Origin of the sequence: Sphingomonas sp. JC676 (assembly GCF_014489075.1) — a bacterium.
GTDB lineage: Bacteria > Pseudomonadota > Alphaproteobacteria > Sphingomonadales > Sphingomonadaceae > Sphingomonas.
Map to the genome: position 1 here is coordinate 85846 of NZ_JACTGR010000008.1, position 18745 is coordinate 104590.

Sequence of the window (18745 nt, forward strand, 5' to 3'; positions counted from 1 at the left end):
TCTCCGCGCCGATCCTATAGCGTCACGATCGCTTTCAGCACCGATCCCTGGTCGTTGATCAGATTGGGAATCTGGTCCGGCGCCTCGGCGAGCGGGAAGGCATGCGTCATGATCGCCCCGGTGGGAATCCGGCCCTGCTCGATCGCGGCGATCACGGCGCGGAAATCCGCGTTGGTGGCATTGCGGCTGCCGATCAGCCGCATCTCGCGCTTGTGGAACTCGGGGTCTGCGAAGGTGATGTCCTGCTTGACCACGCTCACCAGCACGTAACTGCCGCCATGCGCGACATAGGCAAAGCCCTTTTCCATCGCGCGGCTGTTGCCGGTGGCGTCGAACACCAGATCGAAGAACTCGCCATCGGTGCGCGCAGCGAGCGCCGCCTCGAATTCCTGGTCGACGGGCACGATATCGGCGATGCCCATCGCGTCGCGGGCATAGTCCAGGCGTTGGCGGCTGGTATCGGCAAGCGTCACCGTCGCGCCGTCCAGCGCGGCGAACAGCGCGACGGCGACCCCGATTGGGCCGGCGCCGACGACGAGAACGCGGTCGCCCGCCTGCACTTCGCCGCGGCGCACGGCATGCGCCCCCACCGAGAGAAACTCGACCATCGCCGCCTGGTCTGCCGTGAGCGCGCCCGCCGCGATCACCGCCCGCTCGGGAACGGCGAGATATTCGCACATGCCGCCGTCGGTGTGGACGCCGAGCACCTGGATCGAGACGCAGCAATTCGGCTTGCCCTTGCGACAGGCGATGCAGGTGCCGCAGGCGAGATAGGGGTTGACCGTGACGAGGTCGCCCGGCGCGAAGGCGCTGCCTAGATCGACCTCCGCTACCTCGCCCGCGAGCTCGTGACCCATCACACGTGGATAACTGAGAAAGGGCTGGTCGCCGGCGAAGATATGATAATCGGTGCCGCACAGGCCGATCCGCCGGATGCGGATCAGCACCTCACCTGGATTCCTGACGGGAAGTGGCCGCTCGGCCAAGCCTAATTGATGCGGTCGTTCGCAGACGACTGCCTTCATAATCCCACTCTCCCCGGCGCAACTGCATTCTTTTACATATAAAAGTTGCTTTCAAGGTACAACGCGTATCGGGAAGTGCAACAAAAACCTGTATGATCAGTTCAAATCGGACGCGATAAGGGTCATCGGGCGCCCCGGCTGAAGCGCGATTTCCTTGCTCCGGCCCGCTACCCGGACGATGCGTTTTCCGGCGATTTGGGGGTGCAGCGTGACCGAATCGAGCGCGCCGTCCTTCCAGGCAAGATCGATGGTGCAGCCGCGGCGCGCGCGCACGCCGCGCAGAGAGCCGGTCGGCCAGGCCTTGGGCAGGGCAGGCAGCAGGTCGATCAAATCGCCGCGGCTCTGCACCAGCATCTCAACCAACGCTGCGGTGCCGCCGAAGATGCAGTCAATCTGGAAGGGGGCGTGATGGCCGAGCATGCCGGGGCCGCCCGGATCGGCCTGGATCAGGCGCAGCAGCATGCGATGTGCCTGTTCGGCATCGCGGAAATGGGCCCAGAGCGCGGTGCGCCAGGCAAGCGCCCAGCCGGTCGCCTCGGTCCCGCGCAACTCGAGCGAGCGCCGCGCCGCGCGCAGCAGGTCCGGCGTGCCCTCAGCGTTGATCTGCTGGCTGGGATAGACAGCGTAGAGGTGCGAAGTGTGCCGGTGGGTCGGCTCGACCGCGTCGGCGTCCCAATCGGCAAGCCATTCCTGGAGCTGGCCGCTCTTGCCGACCTGATGCGGCGCAAGCTTGGCGCGCATCGCGGCGAGCTGGGGCCGCAGGTCAGCATCGAGGCCCAGCAGCTTGGCGCTCGTGGCGGTGCGGTCGAACAGGTCGCGCAGGATCTGCATGTCGAGCGCTGGCCCCGCGCACAAGGTGCTGCCATGGCCATGGTCGTTCTCGGGCGAGCAGGAGGGGTTGGTGACCATCCAGCCGCTCGCTGGGTTCTTCACCAACGTATCTAGGAAGAACAGCGAAGCGCCGCGCAGCAGCGGATAGATGCGGCGCAGAAAGGCCTTGTCGCGATGGAAGTCGTAATGGTCCCATAGCTGCACGCTGAGCCAGGCTGCGCCGGTCGGCCACAGCCCGGTGCGAGCATGGTCGATCGGGCCCGAGGCGCGCCACAGATCGGTATTGTGATGGGCGACCCAGCCGCGCGCGCCGTACATGTGCTTCGCGGTATAGGCACCGGAGACCGCCAGCTCCTCGACCATCGCCACCAGCGGATCGATGCATTCGGGCAGATTGGCGGTGTCGACTGGCCAGTAGTTCATCTCCGTGTTGATGTTGATCGTGTATTTGGAGCCCCAGGGCGGCAGGTTGCTCTCGTTCCAGATTCCCTGGAGGTTCGCGGGCTCGGAACCGGCGCGCGATGAGCAGATCAGCATGTAGCGGCCGAACTGGAAGAACAGAGCGGCGAGCTCGGGATCGGCGCGGTCGAGCGCATGGCCGGCGCGCGAGTCGGTGGCTAGCGCCGCGGCACGGCTGGTGCCGAGATCGATCGACACGCGGCGAAACAGGTGGCGATGCTCGGCCATGTGGTCGTCGCGAAGCTGCGTCCAGGACTTGCGCGCGGCGACGGCAAGCTGTGCGCGAACGATCGCCTGCGGATCGCCCGAGACGTCGACCGGCGACTTGAAGCTGCTCGCCGCGGCCAGCAGGATCACGACCGCTTGCGCGCCGCGGACCCGCACGATCGGGCCGTCATGGCTGACGGTGCCGCCGTCGGCGGCGACCTGCGCACGCGTTTCGAAGCTGAGCTTGCCGGGGATGCCGCGGTCGGAATTGTTGATGCCGCTCAGCACCAGGGTGGAATCGCCCTCGACCGTAGCGGTGGCGCGCTGGCCAGTGCCGAACGAGCAGTTGAGCGCCACCGGCCCGCCTTCGGCGCTGACCCGGATGGCGATCACCTGATCGACCGCGGAGCTCAGGACCTCTCGCGTGTAGGTGACCTTGCCGGAGACGAAGCGCGTGCGGCTGATCGCCCCGTCGAGATCGAGCTCGCGACGATATTCCTCGACCGGTGTCTCCTCGACATCGACGAGATCCAGCCACAAATCACCGAGCGACTGATAGGACATCTCGCGCATCGGGATCGACTGGATGTATTTCTCCGCATAGGCCTCGGCCTCGGCATATTTGCCGGCGAAGATCATCTCGCGCACCTTGGGCAATGCGTCATGCGCGGCGGGGTTGAGATGCTGATAGGGACCGCCGGACCAGAACCTGCCGTCGTTGAGCTGGAGCCGCTCGAGCTTGATGTTGCCGAACACCATCGCGCCAAGGCGGCCGTTGCCGACCGGGTGCGCCTCGGGCCAGCTACCCGCCGGCTTGTTGTGCCACAGTCTCCAGCGTTCTGGCTTCAAGTCCCCCGGAGCCCGGTCGCCCGTCGAGGTCTCCGCTGCGCCGCGGGTCGCTGTTGCAGTCAGCGTCGCGGCAAGACCCGCCTCCAGCACTTCTCGCCGTGAGATATCCATGCCGACCTCCAATATACTGCGCGTAGTACAGCGCTTGTCGGCTGTGTGATATCTCTGTCTTGCCACGTGATATTTGATGGTGCAAGGCCCGTCACCAGTTTTGAAAGGCGGTCAGGTCTTTGCCGATTCGACCGCGCAGGAGGTGCGATGTCGTTCGAATCCGCTGTCGTCGCCGGCGGCACGCTCAAGATCCGTGATGCCCGCGTCATCGTTTGCTCGCCCGGGCGCAACTTCGTGACGCTGAAGATCGAGACCGACGAGGGCGTGTACGGCATCGGCGACGCCACGCTGAACGGGCGCGAACTCTCGGTCGTCTCCTATCTGCAGGATCATGTCGTCCCCAATCTGATCGGCCGCGACGCGCACCGGATCGAAGATATCTGGCAGTTCCTCTATCGCGGCGCCTATTGGCGACGCGGGCCGGTGACGATGACGGCGATCGCCGCGGTCGATACGGCGCTATGGGACATCAAGGCCAAGGCGGCGGGCATGGCGCTCTACCAACTTCTGGGCGGCCGCTCGCGCGACGGCGTGCTCGTCTATGGCCACGCCAATGGCGCCGATATCGAGGAAACGGTCGACCAGGTCGGGCGCTATATCGGCATGGGCTATCGCGCGGTGCGTGCCCAAAGCGGCGTTCCCGGCGTGAAGGGCGCCTATGGCGTCGGCCGCGGCGACCTCTATTACGAGCCGGCCGACGGCACGCTCCCCACCGAGACCTTGTGGTCGACCAGCGCCTATCTCAACCACGCGCCCAAGCTGTTCGAGCGGCTGCGCGAGGCGCACGGTCCCGAGATCGAACTGCTCCACGACGTCCACCATCGTCTGACCCCGATCGAGGCGGCGCGGCTGGGTAAGGCGCTCGAGCCATTCCGCCTGTTCTGGATGGAGGATTCGACGCCGGCCGAGAACCAGGAAGCGTTCCGGCTAATCCGTCAGCATACCGTGACGCCGCTCGCGGTGGGCGAGATCTTCAATTCGATCCATGATTGCCGCGAGCTGATCCAGAACCAGCTTATCGACTATATCCGCACCACCGTGGTCCATGCCGGCGGCATCACCCATCTACGCCGCATCGCCGATCTCGCTTCGCTCTATCAGGTACGCACTGGCAGCCATGGCGCGACCGATCTCTCGCCGGCGTGCATGGGCGCGGCGCTGCATTTCGACACCTGGGTGCCCAATTTCGGCATCCAGGAATATATGCGTCACACACCGGAGACCGACGAGGTCTTCCCGCACGACTACAGCTTCGACGACGGCTATCTGCGGGTCGGCGAGACCCCGGGGCACGGTGTCGACATCGACGAGGAACTGGCGGCGCGTTACCCGTACAAGCCGATGCAGCTGCCCGTTGCGCGGCTGACCGACGGCACGCTCTGGAATTGGTAAGCCCGGCGCGACTGCTTCGCGCGGCGGCGCTGCTGCTGGCGCTGCTCGTGCTGCCGCTGGCGGCGGAGGCGCGCGATGTCCGTGAGGATCGGCTGGTCGAAGGCGGCTGGCGCTCGGCGGTGTTCGACGCCGATGCCGAGGGACGCTTGCCCGTAGCGGACGGGTTCGAGCGCGCGGAATTCGACGATCGCGGCTGGACGGCGATCTCGGTGCCGCACAATTGGCAGGGTTATTCGTACAATCGCCAGGTTGTGAAAGGCGCGCGGCACGGCACCGCCTGGTATCGCACGCATGTGCAGATAGCCGCGCCGAAGGGCGACGAGCGCGTCTTCCTGATGTTCGAAGGTGCGGCGAGCTACGCTAGCGTCTGGCTCAACGGCAGGCTGGTCGGCCGCCATGGCGGCGGGCTGGTGAGCTTCACGCTCGACGTGACCGACGCGGTGAAGCCCGGCGACAATCTGATCGCGGTGCGCACCGATAATCCCGCCCGTATCCAGGACCTGCCCTGGACCTCGGGCGATGACAGTGTCGATGGCGGGTGCTGCGAAGGGTCGCAGCCTTTCGGTATCTTCCGGCCGGTCCATGTGATCCGCACCGCCTCGCTAAGGGTGCGGCCGTTCGGCATCTACGCCTGGGGCGATCTGCGGAGCATCGATGCGACGCGCGCCGATCTCACTGCCCGCAGCGAAATCGAGAATCTCTCATCGCGGCCTCGAGATTTCGCGCTGGTCAACCAGATGGTCGATCCCGAGGGGCGCGTGGTCGCCGAGCGGCGCGCCGAGCACCGGCTGGCGCCGGGCGAGCGCGGCCAGTTCGATCATGCATTGCCGCGGATCCTGCGCCCGCGGCTGTGGTCGCCGGTGTCACCGACACTCTATACCTTGCGTACCCGGCTGGTGGAGAATGGCCGCGTCGTCGACGAAGCGAGCACGCCCTACGGCATCCGCACCTTTGAGATACGTCCCCAGCCCGACGGCAGCCGCCGCCTCTATCTGAACGGCGCCCCTTTTGTCGTGCGCGGCATCGCCGAATATGAGCATTTGCTCGGCGGCTCGCACGCCTTTTCGCCGGAGCAGATCGCGGCGCGCGTCGGGCAGGTCGAAGCTGCCGGGTTCAATGCCTTTCGCGACGGCCACTACCCGCACAATTTCCGCTATGGCGACAAGCTCGCCCGCGACGGCGTGCTGTGGTGGACGCAGTTCAGCGCGCATCTCTGGTTCGACAACGCGGCATTCCGCGACAATTTCAAGAGCCTGATGGCCGACTGGGTTCGCGAACGGCGCAACAATCCGGCGGTATTCCTCTGGGGCCTGCAAAATGAGAGCCGGCTGCCCAGGGAATTTACTCAGGAAGCGGTCGCGATCATCCGCGAACTCGATCCCACCGCGTCGACGCAGCGGCTGATCACCACCTGCAATGGCGGGCAAGGCGCGGACTGGGACGTGCCGCAGAACTGGTCGGGCACCTATGGCGGCGATCCCGACAAATATGGCGACGAGCTCGTCAAGCAGGCGCTGGTCGGCGAATATGGCGCATGGCGCTCACTCGAGCTGCACGGCGAACCGCCTTATGCCGATGGCGTGCTGTCGGAGACGCGCATGGCTGCACTGATGCAGAAAAAGGCGCGGCTCGCCGAGAGCGTCGCCGATCGCAGTGTCGGCGAATTCCATTGGCTGCTCGTCACCCACGAGAATCCGGGCCGCCCGATGCGTTCCGACGGCACCCAGATCTGGGACGGGGTGCGCGAGCTCGATCATATCGGTCCGGCCAACAACAAGGGGCTGATGACGCTGTGGGGCGAGCCGCTCGACGTCTATTACATGTTTCGCGCGCGGCAGGTGCCGGCCGCCAGGTCGCCGATGGTCTATATCGTCTCGCATACCTGGCCGGACCGCTGGAGCGGGCCAGGGGTGAAATCGGGCGTCGAAGTCTATTCGAACTGCGACGAGGTCGAGCTGTTCAACGATTCCGCCGGGCGGATCAGCCTGGGCCGCAAGCGGCGCGACGGCGAAGAGCGGTTTCGCTGGGACGGCGTCGAGATACGCTATGACATGCTCGCGGCGACCTGCCTGGTCGGCGGCGCGGTGAAGGCACGCGACGCGATCATACTCAACAACCTGCCGCAGGCGCCGGACACATTTGCCCCGCCGGCTCCCGCGATCACCGCGGGCGAGCCGGGCAGGCACTATATGTATCGTGTCAATGTCGGCGGGCCGGAAACGGTGGATGCCGCCGGCAATGTCTGGCTGGGGGATCGGCATCTCGTTGCCGGCGCGAGCTGGGGCTGGCAGAGCTGGGCTGACACCTATCCGGATCTCGATCCGCAGCTCGGCAGCCGCCGCAAGACCTTCGACCGGATCGAAGGCGCCGACGCCCAGGCGCTGTTCCAGAGCTTCCGCTATGGCCGGGACCAGCTGCGCTACAGCTTCGCGGTGCCCAACGGCAGCTATCGCGTCGAGCTCTATTTTGTTGAGCCCTGGTACGGTCGCGCGGGAATTGACGCGCGCGGATGGCGCCAGTTCGATGTCGCCGTGAACGGCCGCACGCTGATCCGCGATCTCGATATCTTCAAGGAGGTGGGCTCCGACCGTGCACTCAAGAAGGTCGTCACGGCCCGAGCGGAGGGCGGTCGGCTGGTAATTGACTTCCCCCGCGTCGCGGCGGGACAGGCAATCCTGTCGGCCGTTGCGATCTCGTCGGACATGGCATTGCCCGCCGCGCGGCCGGACGGCACCGATCTCATCGCCCCACCCGCGCCATCGGCCGGCGAGGCGCGCAGCTATCTCGACAATGGCGACATCGCTTTTGTTAAAGGTGGCGAACGTTGGAGTGGCCTGTCGCACGAACTGCTCGATAGCGACTGGCTGCGCCCTGCCGCCGGACAGGACGGTACTGCCACGGTGACCGTTCGGCTCGATGCCAATCTCTACCTTCCGATCGCGGCCGGCGCTGTGACCCCATCGGGCTGGCAGGATTCGTCCCTTGTTGGCTCGATCGGCGGCAAGCCGCACCGTTTCGCGACACGCCGCGCGCGCGCCGGCGATGCGGTGCAGGTGCCGGCCGGCACGCCGGTGCTCGTGCGCCGCAACCTCCTGTCGCCCTATGCGCCGGGCGCATTCAGCTTCGCGCGCGACAAGGGTCTGACCGAAGCCGAGGTAGCCGCGGTCACCGCGACGAACGGGACCGTCCGCACCGCGATCAAGGGCTATGGCGGGCAGGGCTATGTCCTGCTTGGCACGGGCTCGGCTCGGCTCGGCTGGAAGATCCAGACCGGGCTCGCAAGTCGTCATCGCTTCGCGATCCGCTATGGGCTGCCGCAAGGCCGTTCGGTCGAGGCCAGGCTCGTGCTGCGCGACGCAAGCGGCATCGTGACCGCCTCGGCACCGGTCCGGTTCGAAGGCGGCGAGGGCTGGCGGCTCGTCACGGCCGAGACGGCGGCGATGATCAATGCGGGCGACTATTCCGCCGCCCTGGAGATTCCCGACGGGGCCGATCTGGCCATCGATTCGCTGCGCCTGGATTGATTTCGATCGCCCGGTCGCACGCGCACGCACTGCGCAGCGATGTAATCAGGCAACACGCCTTGGAAAGTAACTTTTGTGTATGAAAGTGCTTGACTGAGATACCAGTTGGTCGGATTGATATCGATAACGGAATCACAAGAAGGACGCGAAAAGCGCCTCAAAGGGTCTTTGGGAGAGGGTTAGATGTCAGATAAATTTTCGCTTCTGAGCACGGCTGCGTTCCTCGCGGTGGCGATCGGGTCACCGGCCCTCGCGCAGGAAGCGGCCCCTGCCGCAGCTCCCGCCGGGCAGGACGCGCAGTCGGTCGACGATCAGACCGCCGACGAGATCGTCGTCACCGGGCTTCGCGGTTCGCTGAGCAATGCGGCCAACCTCAAGCGCAGCTCGAACCAGATCCAGGATTCGATCGTCGCCGAAGATATCGGCAAGCTTCCCGACACCAACATCGCCGAGCTGCTGCAGCGGATTCCGGGCGTCCAGATCGCCCGCAACACGCGCGGCGAGGGCAATGGCTATGTCGTTCACGGCCTGAAGCAGGTGATGACCACTGTGAACGGGCGCCAGCTCTTCACCGTGACGAACCGCACCGCGACGTTGCTCGATTTCTCGGCCGACATCCTGTCGGGCCTCGACGTCTACAAGACCGCGACCGCCGACCAGATCGAAGGCGGCCTTGGCGGGCTGATCAACGTTCACATGGCGCGGCCGTTCGACTTTGACGGCTTCCACATCGCCGCGACCGGCGCCGCGGCCTATAGCGATTTTCAGAACAAGATCTCGCCGCGGCTTTCAGGAGTTGTCAGCGACCGATTCGAGACCGGCGCGGGCGAAATCGGCGTGCTGATCGGTGGCCAGTTCGAGCGCGTCTATTCGGGCGGCTATCAGGTCTCGACCAACGCCTATACCAACACCACCAGCCTCTACGACCGCGACGGTGACGGCACATTCAACGTCACTCCCGCGGACTCCGGCGACACCGTCCAGATCCCGAGCCAGGTCCGCCCGCGCTACGAGACCGGCAACCGTGTCCGCTCGACGATCTACGGCGCGGTGCAATGGGCGCCCTCCTCGGATCTCACGATCCATGCCGACGTGACCCAGAGCCATTCGGGCGGCCACAGCTTCACCCAGCAGCTCTCGGTGCAGACCGATGGCGCGACGCGCGGCACGCCTTCCTCGTTCGTCTACAAGGACGCCCCGAACGGCAACGTTCCTGACAGCTACACGCTCACCAATGCGGTGGTGCGCTCGGTCACCGGTGCCTCCGACAATCCCTATGACACGCTGTCTGTGGGCGTCGGCTTTGATTGGCATTCCGGTCCCTTCAAGCTGTCGGGCGAAGCCGCCTATATCGACAGCTCCGGCCCGTTCTATTCGCGCAGCATCGCGATCCAGACCCGCGCGCCGACCGCCACGATCGATCTTTCCGGACGCACGCCGACGGTCGCGGTGAGCGGCGTCGATCTGACCGCGGCGAGCAGCTATACCGGCTCGGTCACCTATTCGGACCTCGGCCAGCAGAGCATCGGCCGCGAGCCCTCGTTCCGACTCGACGGCACGTACGAGCTGAACGGGCCGATCACGTCTCTGCAGGTCGGCATGCGCTACGCGCGCCACCGCGCGATCAACGACGTCTACAGCATCGGGCCGACGGTGACGCTGACCCAGCCGATCGGGTCGGTGACGCAGCTGACGCCGAACGACCTGTTCACCAACCAGGATGTGCCGATCAACCAGTGGCTGGCGATCCAGAGCCGCTACATCATGAATCAGGATCAGACCCGCGCGCTCGCCGGTGTCTCGGCAGTCGATCAGCCCTATCCGCTGACCAACCACTACGACTATCTCGAGAATGTCTGGGCGGTCTATGGCCAGGCCAATTTCGCGTTCAACCTGGGTCTGCCGATCGACGGTAATCTCGGCCTGCGTTACGTTAGCACCAAGAACCACCAGAGCGTGTACGACGCCACGCTGCGCCCTGTCTCGGGCGAGGCGAGCTACAACAACTGGCTGCCAAGCGTGAACATCCGCGCGAAGTTCACCGACAATCTGTTCCTGCGCCTGGCCTATTCGAAGGCGATCACGCGACCGGACTTCGGCAACCTCTCGCCGGCTTTGGTGCTGAACCAGCTCCAGCTCACCGGCAGCGGTGGCAATCCGGACCTGCAGCCGACCAAGGCGAACCAGTATGACGCCTCGCTTGAATATTATTTCGGGAAATCGAACTACATCGCCGGGTCGCTGTTCCAGAAGGACGTGACCGGTTTCGTCCAGAAATTCTCGGTCAACGAGACGATCAACGGACAGGTCTATTCGATCAGCCGGCCGCGCAACACCGGCTCGGGCACGATCAAGGGCTTCGAGGTCACCTATCAGCAGTTTTTCGATTTCCTGCCCAGCTTTCTGAGCGGCCTCGGCTTCCAGGGCAACTACACCTATGTCGACAGCGCGCTGCCGGTAGTGGGGCAGTCGATAACGGTGCCTGCGGATCTGCTCTCCAAATATTCGTACAACCTGACCGCGATCTACGAAAAGGGGCCGATCTCGCTGCACGCCTCGTACAACTGGCGGTCGAAGAGCGTGCAAACCAACTTCGCCGACAATTTCAGCCGCACCCTGTGGAACGCCCCGCAGCAATCGCTCGACTTTTCGTTGACGTACAACCTCAACAAGCATGTCTCGCTGAAGTTCGACGCTACGAACCTGACCTCGGCGTATCAGTATCAATATTACGGCACGCCGGACATTCCGACCGTGGCGAACCAGCTCGACCGAGCCTATCAACTGGGCGTGCACGTCAACTTCTGAACGGAACAACAGCGAAAAGGGAAGGGCCGGGAGTGGAGACGCTTCCGGCCCTTTTGTCATGATGCGCAAGACGGCTCTCTTCCTCGCGGCGCTTGCTGCGCTCCATGTCGCGCCAGCCCGGGCCCAGCTCGACGGCAATTTCGTCGAGGCGCAGGTCGCGCCCTATCGCCTGCCCGATCCGCTGGTGATGGGCGATGGGACGGCGGTGCGCACGGCGCAGCAATGGTGGAAGCTCCGCCGGCCCGAGCTGGTGGGGCTGTTCGAACGCAATATCTACGGTATCAGTCCGGCCCGCCCGACGCATATGCGTTTCGTCGTCACGGAAACGAGCGCGAACGCGCTGGGCGGCATCGCCGTGCGCAAGCAGGTCACCATCTATCTCGACGGCACGTCCGGCGGGCCGCAAATGTCGGTGCTGATCTACCTGCCCGCGGGCGCGCGCGCGCCCATGCCGATGTTCGTGGGGCCGAACTTCCATGGCAACCAGTCGGTCTCCGCCGATCCCGAGATCGCGATCACCCCTAATTGGGTCACGCCGGCCGAAGGTATCAACAAGAACCGCGCGACGCTGCATGCGCGGGGGACCGACGCCTCGGAATGGCCGATCGAACGGATTCTGAAAGCGGGCTATGGCGTCGCGACCTATTTCACCGGCGATCTCTATCCCGATGGCGACACCCAATATGCCCAGAGCATCCAGCCCTGGTACCGCACCAGCCCTTCGGCGCCCGACCATTGGGGGGCGGTGGCGACCTGGGCCTGGGGGCTGAGCCGCGTCTACGACTATCTGGCGACCGACCGGGCCGTCGACGCGAAGCGCGTCATCGTCATGGGTCATTCGCGCTACGGTAAGGCTGCGCTGTGGGCAGGCGCACGCGACACGCGCTTCGCCGCGGTGATCTCGAACGATTCCGGCGAGGGCGGGGCGTCGCTGTACCGCCGCAACTTCGGCGAGACGATCCGGGTGATGAACAATTACTGGTTCGCGCCGAACTACAAGACCTTTTCCGAGCGCGAGGCGGAGCTGCCGGTCGACGCCCACGAACTGATCGCGCTGGTGGCGCCGCGCCCGGTCTATATCGGAGCGGCGAGCGAGGATCTGTGGGCCGATCCGCTCGGTATGTTCCTCGCGGCCAAGGCGGCCGAACCCGTCTATCGCCTGCTCGGCGTCGAGGGGATGGCGGGGGACGCGATGCCGGCGCCGGGTCAGGCGATCCTGTCGCGAATATCCTATCATCTGCGCATGGGCCCCCACGGCATCACCGCTTGGGACTGGGACAATTACATCCGCTTCGCCAATCGCTTCCTGCCCCAACGGCCGCGTTGACACTAACCTGTAAGACAGCCAAGTTGGCGCTTGCTGAACCAGCCGGGCGACATCGCAGGTGCGGGCCGACATCATCATGCGGCGCCAAAGGCCGCGTCCGATTTGTAGAAAAATGGAGAGAGAAATGGGGTTCGCGCGGTCTTGGCTGGTTCCGGCGCTGCTAGCTTGCGCGATATTGGTGTTGGCTACCACGCATGCGTTTGCCGCTCCCGGCCGGAGCGAGATCGCGTTGGCCGAGGGCTGGCGCTTCCATCTCGGTGCCGTGCAGGGCGATGCCACCTCGGCATCGTTCGACGATAGCGCCTGGGAGCGCGTGCGGGTGCCGCACACCTGGAACAAGGTGGGCAATTATGGCGAGAGCCGCCGCGCCGATGCCAACGTTACCCGCGGCGTTGGATGGTATCGGCTCAAGTTTCAGGCACCTCAGGCCGATGCCGGAAAGCGCTTCTATCTCCAGTTCGACGCAGCGAGCATCGTCGCCGAGGTGTGGCTCAATGGCCGCAAGCTCGGCGGGCATGCGGGCGCGTTCAGCCGCTTCCGGCTCGATGCCACCACCGCGGTCCACCGGGGCAGCGAAAATGTGCTGACCGTCAAGGTCGACAATTCCAAGCCCGAGCCCGGTAGCATCACTGAGTTCGTTGTGCCGATCTCGGGTGATTTCTTCATGTATGGCGGGCTCTATCGCCCGGCCGCTTTGATCGTGACCGGGGCCGCGCATGTCGACTTGCTCGATTCCGGCGGGCCCGGCATCTACAACCATGTCACCAGCCTGACCGACGCCCGCGCCGGCGTCGCCGTGCTCACCCGCCTGCGCAATGAAGCAGCGTCCGCGGCGAATCTCACCGTGCGCACGACGGTGGCCGATGCCTCGGGCAAGCAAGTCGCGCGGCAGGAGCAGCGCGTGCGTCTCGCCGCCGGAACTTCGGGCGAGAGCCGCGCCGATCTCGCCATCACTTCGCCACACCGCTGGAACGGCACCACTGATCCCTATCTCTACCGCACCACCGTCGAGGTGATCGACGCGAGGGGGGCGGTGCTCGATCGCGTGGTGCAGCCGCTCGGGCTGCGGACCGTCGCGATCGATCCGAACCGCGGCTTCATCCTCAACGGCAAGCCGCTGCGCCTCAACGGCGTCACCCGCCACCAGGATCGGCAGGACAAAGGCTGGGCGCTCTCGAACGCCGATCATGCCGAGGACATGGCGCTGATCCGCGAGATGGGCGCGAACAGCGTGCGGCTGTCGCACTACAACCACGCCGAGCCCTTCTACGACCTGGCCGACAAGGGCGGCGTGATCCTCTGGGCCGAGCTGGGCCTGGTCAACCTCGCCTCGATCCCGGGCAAGGCCGATACGCCCCCGGAGATGAAGGCGAGCGCGGAGCAGCAGCTCGTCGAGCTGATCCGCCAGAACTACAACCACCCCTCGGTCGGCGTCTGGTCGATCGGCAACGAGATCACCAACTGGGCGTCCAAGGGCATCACGCCCTCCAACGCGCAGCCGCTGATGAACGCGCTCGACGCGCTCGCGCATGCCGAGGACCGCACGCGCCCGACCTCGATCGCAGTATGCTGCGAGACGCTGCCGGGGCAAAAGGACGACGGCCGCGACACCACCTCGGGCACCGCTGACACGGTGGGATACAACCATTATTTCGGCTGGTACGGTGCCGGGCGGGTCGACGATGCCGCGCGGTTTGCCGAGGTGATGCTGGGGCTGCACCAGATGCGTCCCAATCAGCCGGTGGGCGTGGGCGAATATGGCGCGGGCGGCGCGGTGACCCAGCACACAGACAATATCCGCGGCGGCAAGGTCGAGAGCATCGCCCGGCCCCAGCCGGAGGAATATGAGGCCGGGGTCCATGAGCTGGCCTGGAAGGGCATGGCGCCGCAGAATTTCCTCTGGGGCACCTATGTCTGGCAGATGTTCGACGCGACCAGCGACCTGCGCTTCGAAGGCGACAGCACCGACATCAACACCAAGGGGCTGGTGACCTTCGACCGCAAGATCCGGAAGGACGCCTTCTATTTCTACAAGGCGGCGTGGACGACCGCGCCGATGATCTACCTGACCAGCCGCCGCTATGTCGATCGCGCCTATCCGGTGGTCGATGTCCGGGCCTATAGCAACGCGGCGAAGGCCAGCCTGACGCTGAACGGCCGCGCGATCGGCAGCGTGGCCTGTGCCGACCATGTCTGCGCCTGGCCCGGCGTGCGGCTCGATCGCGGCGACAATGTCCTGGCGGCGAGCGTGGATGGTGCGAAGGATCAGATCACGTGGCGCTACAACGGCCCCGACCGTGCGCTGCATATCCGCGCGGGCACGCTGACGGGCGCGACGCTCGCCGACGGCACCCGCTACGGTTCGGACGACTTCTTCGATGGCGGCATCGGCGCCACACTCAACCCCTACAAATACGCGCTCTACGTGATGCCGAAGCCCGAAAAGGGCAGCCGGCAGGTGCTGGGCACCCAGCAGCCCGATCTCTACGCGGGCTGGCGTTCCGGCACGCGCTTCAGCTACGCGCTGCCGCTGCCCAACGGCCGCTACAAGGTGACGCTGCATCTGTTCGAGCCGACCGAGACCGAGAAGGGCAAAAGGGTCTTCACCGTGGCGGCCGGTGGCGGCAAGCCGGTGACGGTCGACATCGTAGCGAAGGCCGGGGCGGGGATGACCGCGACCACGCTCGAGCTGCCTGCGACCGTCACCGACGGCACGCTGCGGCTCGATTTCGCGGGCAAGGCGGGCGAGGCTCTCGTCTCCGCGATCGACGTGGTGGGGCTCTGATTCCTTGCGATACCGGGTACCTTGCGAAAGCAGGGGGCCAGGGTACCGGACGATCCGATCGTGACTCCAGTGCTCCTGCTTTCGCAGGAACACTGGTGATCAATCCAGCAGCGAGCGGTTGATCTCGGCGATGCTGCGCGCGCCGGTGAGCGTCATCGCCACCTTCATCTCCTTGGCGATCAGGTCGAGCAGCAGCGTCACGCCGGCCTCGCCGCGGGCGGCCATCGCGTAGAGCCAGGCACGGCCGAGCAGCACGCCCTCAGCGCCGAGCGCGAGCATGCGCACCACGTCGAGCCCCGAGCGCACGCCCGAATCCGCCAGCACGGTGAGCCGATCGCCCACCGCCTCGACGATGCCGGGGAGCGCGCGTGCCGAGGAGCGCACCCCGTCGAGCTGGCGGCCGCCATGGTTCGAGACAACGATGCCGTCGGCGCCGATCGCGGCGGCCTCGCGCGCGTCGGCGGGATCGAGGATGCCCTTGATGATCAGGGGACCCTTCCATTCGGAGCGGATCCAGTCGAGGTCGGACCAGGTGATCGACGGATCAAAATTGGAACCGAGCCAGCCCATGTAATCGTTCATGCCGCTCGCCTTGCCAAGCATTGGCTCTAGATTGCCGAGGCGGTGCGGGCGACCGTTGAGGCCAACGTCCCAGGCCCATCCGGGCTTGCCGATCGCCTGGAGCATGCGGCGGAGCGCGGCATTGGGACCGGACATGCCCGAATGAGCGTCGCGATAGCGCGCGCCCGGCACCGGCATGTCGACGGTGAACACCAGGGCCTCGGCGCCCTGGTCGCGCGCGGTTGCGAGCAGGTCGCGCATGAAGGCGCGGTCGCGGATCACATAGAGCTGGAACCAGATCGGGCTTGGCACTGCGCGGGTGACTTCGCCGAGCGAGCAGATCGATACGGTCGAGAGGCAGAAGGGGATGCCCCCCGCCGATGCCGCGCGCGCCGCCTGCACCTCGCCGCGGCGACGGAACATGCCGCTGATCCCGACCGGCCCGAGCGCGACCGGGAGCGCCTGGCGCCGGCCGAATAAGGTGGTGGAAAGGTCGATCTCGGCCGCGCCGCTCAGCACGCGCTGGCGCAAGGCGATATCGGCAAGGTCGTCGACGTTGCGGCGGAGCGTTCGCTCGGCATAGGCGCCGCCATCGGCATAATCGAACAGGAAGCGGGGCAGGCGCCGCCTGGCCGCTTCACGGAAATCGAGTGTCGAGGAGATGATCATTCGGGCGTGAGGCCCTTATGCTCGGTCAGGCGGAAGATCAGGTCCATCGGATACCAGCTGCCGTCGGGGCCGGCCGCGGGGATCGGCTGCTGGAACCGTTTCATGCGCTCGCTCCACAAGATCACCGCGGGATTGGCGGCGTCCATCTTTGCCTTTTCTTCCTCCGAGAAGGAATCGTTCGCGTCGATGATCATGAACATGCGGTTCCCCGCACGATAGATCTCCATATTCTCGATGCCGGCGTCGCGGATCGACTGGGTTACTGCGGGGAAGGTGTTGCCCACCTGGTGCCAGCGCTCATATTCCGCGATCAGCTCGGCATCGTCGATCAGGTCGAGCGCGAGGCAGATGCGCCGGGTCTCCTTGGGGGTCATGCGTTGGTCCAGCCGCCGTCGATGATGTTGATCGTGCCGGTGGTGTAGGAGGAAAGGTCGCTGCCGAGATAGAGCGCGAGCTCGGCGATCTCGTTGCCCTTGCCGACCCGGCCCATGGGCTGGCGCGCGACGAAATCGGCACGCGCCTTGTCCGCGTCTCCGGTGGCGGCGAGGCGCTCGTCGAGCGAGGGCGACTGGACGGTGCCCGGGCAGATCGCGTTGCAGCGGATGCCCTGCGTCACATAATCGAGGGCGACAGACTTGGTGAGGCCGATCACCGCTGCCTTGGACGCGCCATAGACAAAGCGGTTGGCGACGCCGATCACCGATCCCGCGACCGACGACATGTTGACGATCGACCCGCCGCGGCGCGCGATCATGCCGGGCAGGAAGGCCCGGATCATCCGGTAGGCGGACTTGACGTTAAGATCGAACGAGAAGTCATAGTCCTTCTCGTCGGTCGTCAGGATCGTGCCGGCATGGACGAAGCCCGCGCAGTTGAACAGGATGTCGACCTCGCCGACCGTCTCGCCGAACGCGCGGATCGCGTCGCCGTCGAGCAGGTTCACGACATGGGTCTCGCAGCCCGCGAGCGTCGCCAGCGTCGCTTCGTTGATGTCGGCGGCGATGACCCGCGCGCCTTCACGCGCGAACAGTTCTGCGCTGGCGCGACCGATACCCTGGCCGGCGGCGGTGACCACGGCGATCTTGCCTTCGAGACGTCCCATTGGATGTACTTTCTTGTTCGTTCAGAGAGTGGCGGGTGCGGGCTGCGACACCGGGGCTTCGGCCCGGATCAGACCGCGATCCTTGAGGTCGCTCCATAGCGCCGGGGGAATCGTTAGGCCCATGAGCCGAACCGCCTGGGCCACCTGGCGCGGGCTGTTCATGCCGGGGATCACCGAGACGACCTGGGGGTGCGCGAGTGGGAATTGCAGCGCGGCGGCCGCCATTGGCACGCCGTGTTGCTCGCAGACATTCTCGATCGCGCCGACGCGGTCGATGATCGCCTGGGGCGCCGGCTCGTAATTATAGTGAAGCTCGCCGCCGTGGCGCACGCCCTTGGCGAGGATGCCCGAATTATAGGGGCCGCCGAGCACGATCTTGACGTCGCGCCGCTCGCAGAGCGGCAGGAAGGTCGCGAGCGATTCCTGCTCGAGCAGGGTGTAGCGTCCGGCAAGCAGGACGACGTCGAGATCTCCCTCCGCCAGTACTTGCTCGCACACTTGATATTCGTTGACGCCGAGGCCGATCGCGCCGACCGCCCCGCCGTCGCGGAGCTCGCGCATCGCCCGATAGCCGCCGTCCATGAACTCGCGGAAGCGGCGCGGATGATCGTCGCCATGGGTGAAGCGGCCGATATCGTGCGCGTAGAGGATATCGATCCGGTGTCGGTGGAGCCGTTGACGGCTGGCCTCGTAGGACCGCATGATCGAGTCATAGGTGTAGTCGAACGCGCTCTCGACCGGCTCGGGCGTGACGAACCCCTGGCGGAGCGCGCCGAGATCGGTGCCCGCGGGCACCGGATCGAGCCGTCGGCCGACCTTGGTTGATAGGATCGAGGTTTCGCCGGAATCGATCTCCGGAAGCGTAACGCCAAGCCGCTTTTCGCTCAGGCCGAAGCCGTAATGGGGCGCGGTGTCGAAATAGCGCATGCCGGCGTCCCAGGCGCTGCGGATCGTTTCCGCGGCATTCTCTTCAGGCATCGCGCGGTAGAGGTTGCCGATTGCCCCGGCTCCGAAGCCGAGCGTTCCGAGCGCATTGAGATTCACCATTGGGGCAATCCTGACTAAGCTATCTGATATATCAGATAAAGCAATTCA

The 18745-nt window shown here is 65.6% G+C and carries 11 protein-coding genes; 5 read left to right on the forward strand and 6 right to left on the reverse strand.

Going from position 1 to position 18745, the window contains the following annotated elements:
- Window positions 1–14: 14 nt before the first annotated feature.
- Window positions 15–947: a zinc-binding alcohol dehydrogenase family protein gene (locus IAG41_RS22000; RefSeq protein ID WP_316251207.1), complete on the reverse strand. Its 933-nt coding sequence runs from the start codon at window positions 945–947 to the stop codon at window positions 15–17.
- 174 nt (window positions 948–1121) lie between these two features.
- Entirely contained in the window at window positions 1122–3482 is a 2361-nt protein-coding gene (locus IAG41_RS22005; protein WP_187730841.1) for a glycosyl hydrolase family 95 catalytic domain-containing protein, read from the reverse strand.
- Window positions 3483–3629: 147 nt separating this feature from the next.
- Here IAG41_RS22005 and manD point away from each other — a divergent pair, with 147 nt between their 5' ends.
- The 5 genes from manD to IAG41_RS22030 all read left to right on the forward strand — a co-directional run bounded on the left by manD (window position 3630) and on the right by IAG41_RS22030 (window position 15318).
- Window positions 3630–4874 carry a D-mannonate dehydratase ManD gene (gene manD / locus IAG41_RS22010; RefSeq protein ID WP_187730842.1) on the forward strand — a complete coding sequence of 415 codons (1245 nt, stop codon included), beginning with the start codon at window positions 3630–3632 and terminating at the stop codon, window positions 4872–4874.
- The gene (locus IAG41_RS22015) at window positions 4868–8398 is read left to right on the forward strand and encodes a malectin domain-containing carbohydrate-binding protein (RefSeq protein WP_187730843.1); all 3531 of its coding nucleotides are present in this window, start codon (window positions 4868–4870) and stop codon (window positions 8396–8398) included. Before manD ends, IAG41_RS22015 begins: the two co-directional genes overlap by 7 nt.
- 183 nt (window positions 8399–8581) lie before the next feature.
- The gene (locus IAG41_RS22020) at window positions 8582–11206 is read left to right on the forward strand and encodes a TonB-dependent receptor (protein ID WP_187730844.1); all 2625 of its coding nucleotides are present in this window, start codon (window positions 8582–8584) and stop codon (window positions 11204–11206) included.
- A 58-nt stretch (window positions 11207–11264) separates the two neighbouring features.
- A complete protein-coding gene (locus IAG41_RS22025; protein ID WP_187730845.1) occupies window positions 11265–12533 on the forward strand; it encodes an acetylxylan esterase in 1269 nt (422 codons plus the stop codon).
- Window positions 12534–12714: 181 nt separating this feature from the next.
- Window positions 12715–15318, forward strand: coding sequence for a glycoside hydrolase family 2 TIM barrel-domain containing protein (locus IAG41_RS22030; protein ID WP_262408829.1), 2604 nt, complete (start codon window positions 12715–12717; stop codon window positions 15316–15318).
- A gap of 99 nt (window positions 15319–15417) precedes the next feature.
- Here the strand turns inward: IAG41_RS22030 and lldD are convergent, their stop codons facing one another.
- The 4 genes from lldD to IAG41_RS22050 are packed head-to-tail and all read right to left on the reverse strand — an operon-like array spanning window position 15418 to window position 18697.
- On the reverse strand, window positions 15418–16548 hold the full coding sequence (lldD, locus tag IAG41_RS22035) for an FMN-dependent L-lactate dehydrogenase LldD (RefSeq protein ID WP_187730847.1): 1131 nt from the start codon (window positions 16546–16548) through the stop codon (window positions 15418–15420).
- Complete coding sequence (locus IAG41_RS22040) at window positions 16545–16922, reverse strand: L-rhamnose mutarotase (RefSeq protein WP_187730848.1); 378 nt, start codon at window positions 16920–16922, stop codon at window positions 16545–16547. Before IAG41_RS22040 ends, lldD begins: the two co-directional genes overlap by 4 nt.
- Window positions 16919–17650, reverse strand: a complete 732-nt coding sequence (locus IAG41_RS22045; protein ID WP_187730849.1) for an SDR family oxidoreductase — start codon at window positions 17648–17650, stop codon at window positions 16919–16921. Before IAG41_RS22045 ends, IAG41_RS22040 begins: the two co-directional genes overlap by 4 nt.
- A 21-nt stretch (window positions 17651–17671) precedes the next feature.
- Window positions 17672–18697: an aldo/keto reductase gene (locus tag IAG41_RS22050; RefSeq protein ID WP_187730850.1), complete on the reverse strand. Its 1026-nt coding sequence runs from the start codon at window positions 18695–18697 to the stop codon at window positions 17672–17674.
- Between the last annotated feature and the right edge of the window lie 48 nt (window positions 18698–18745).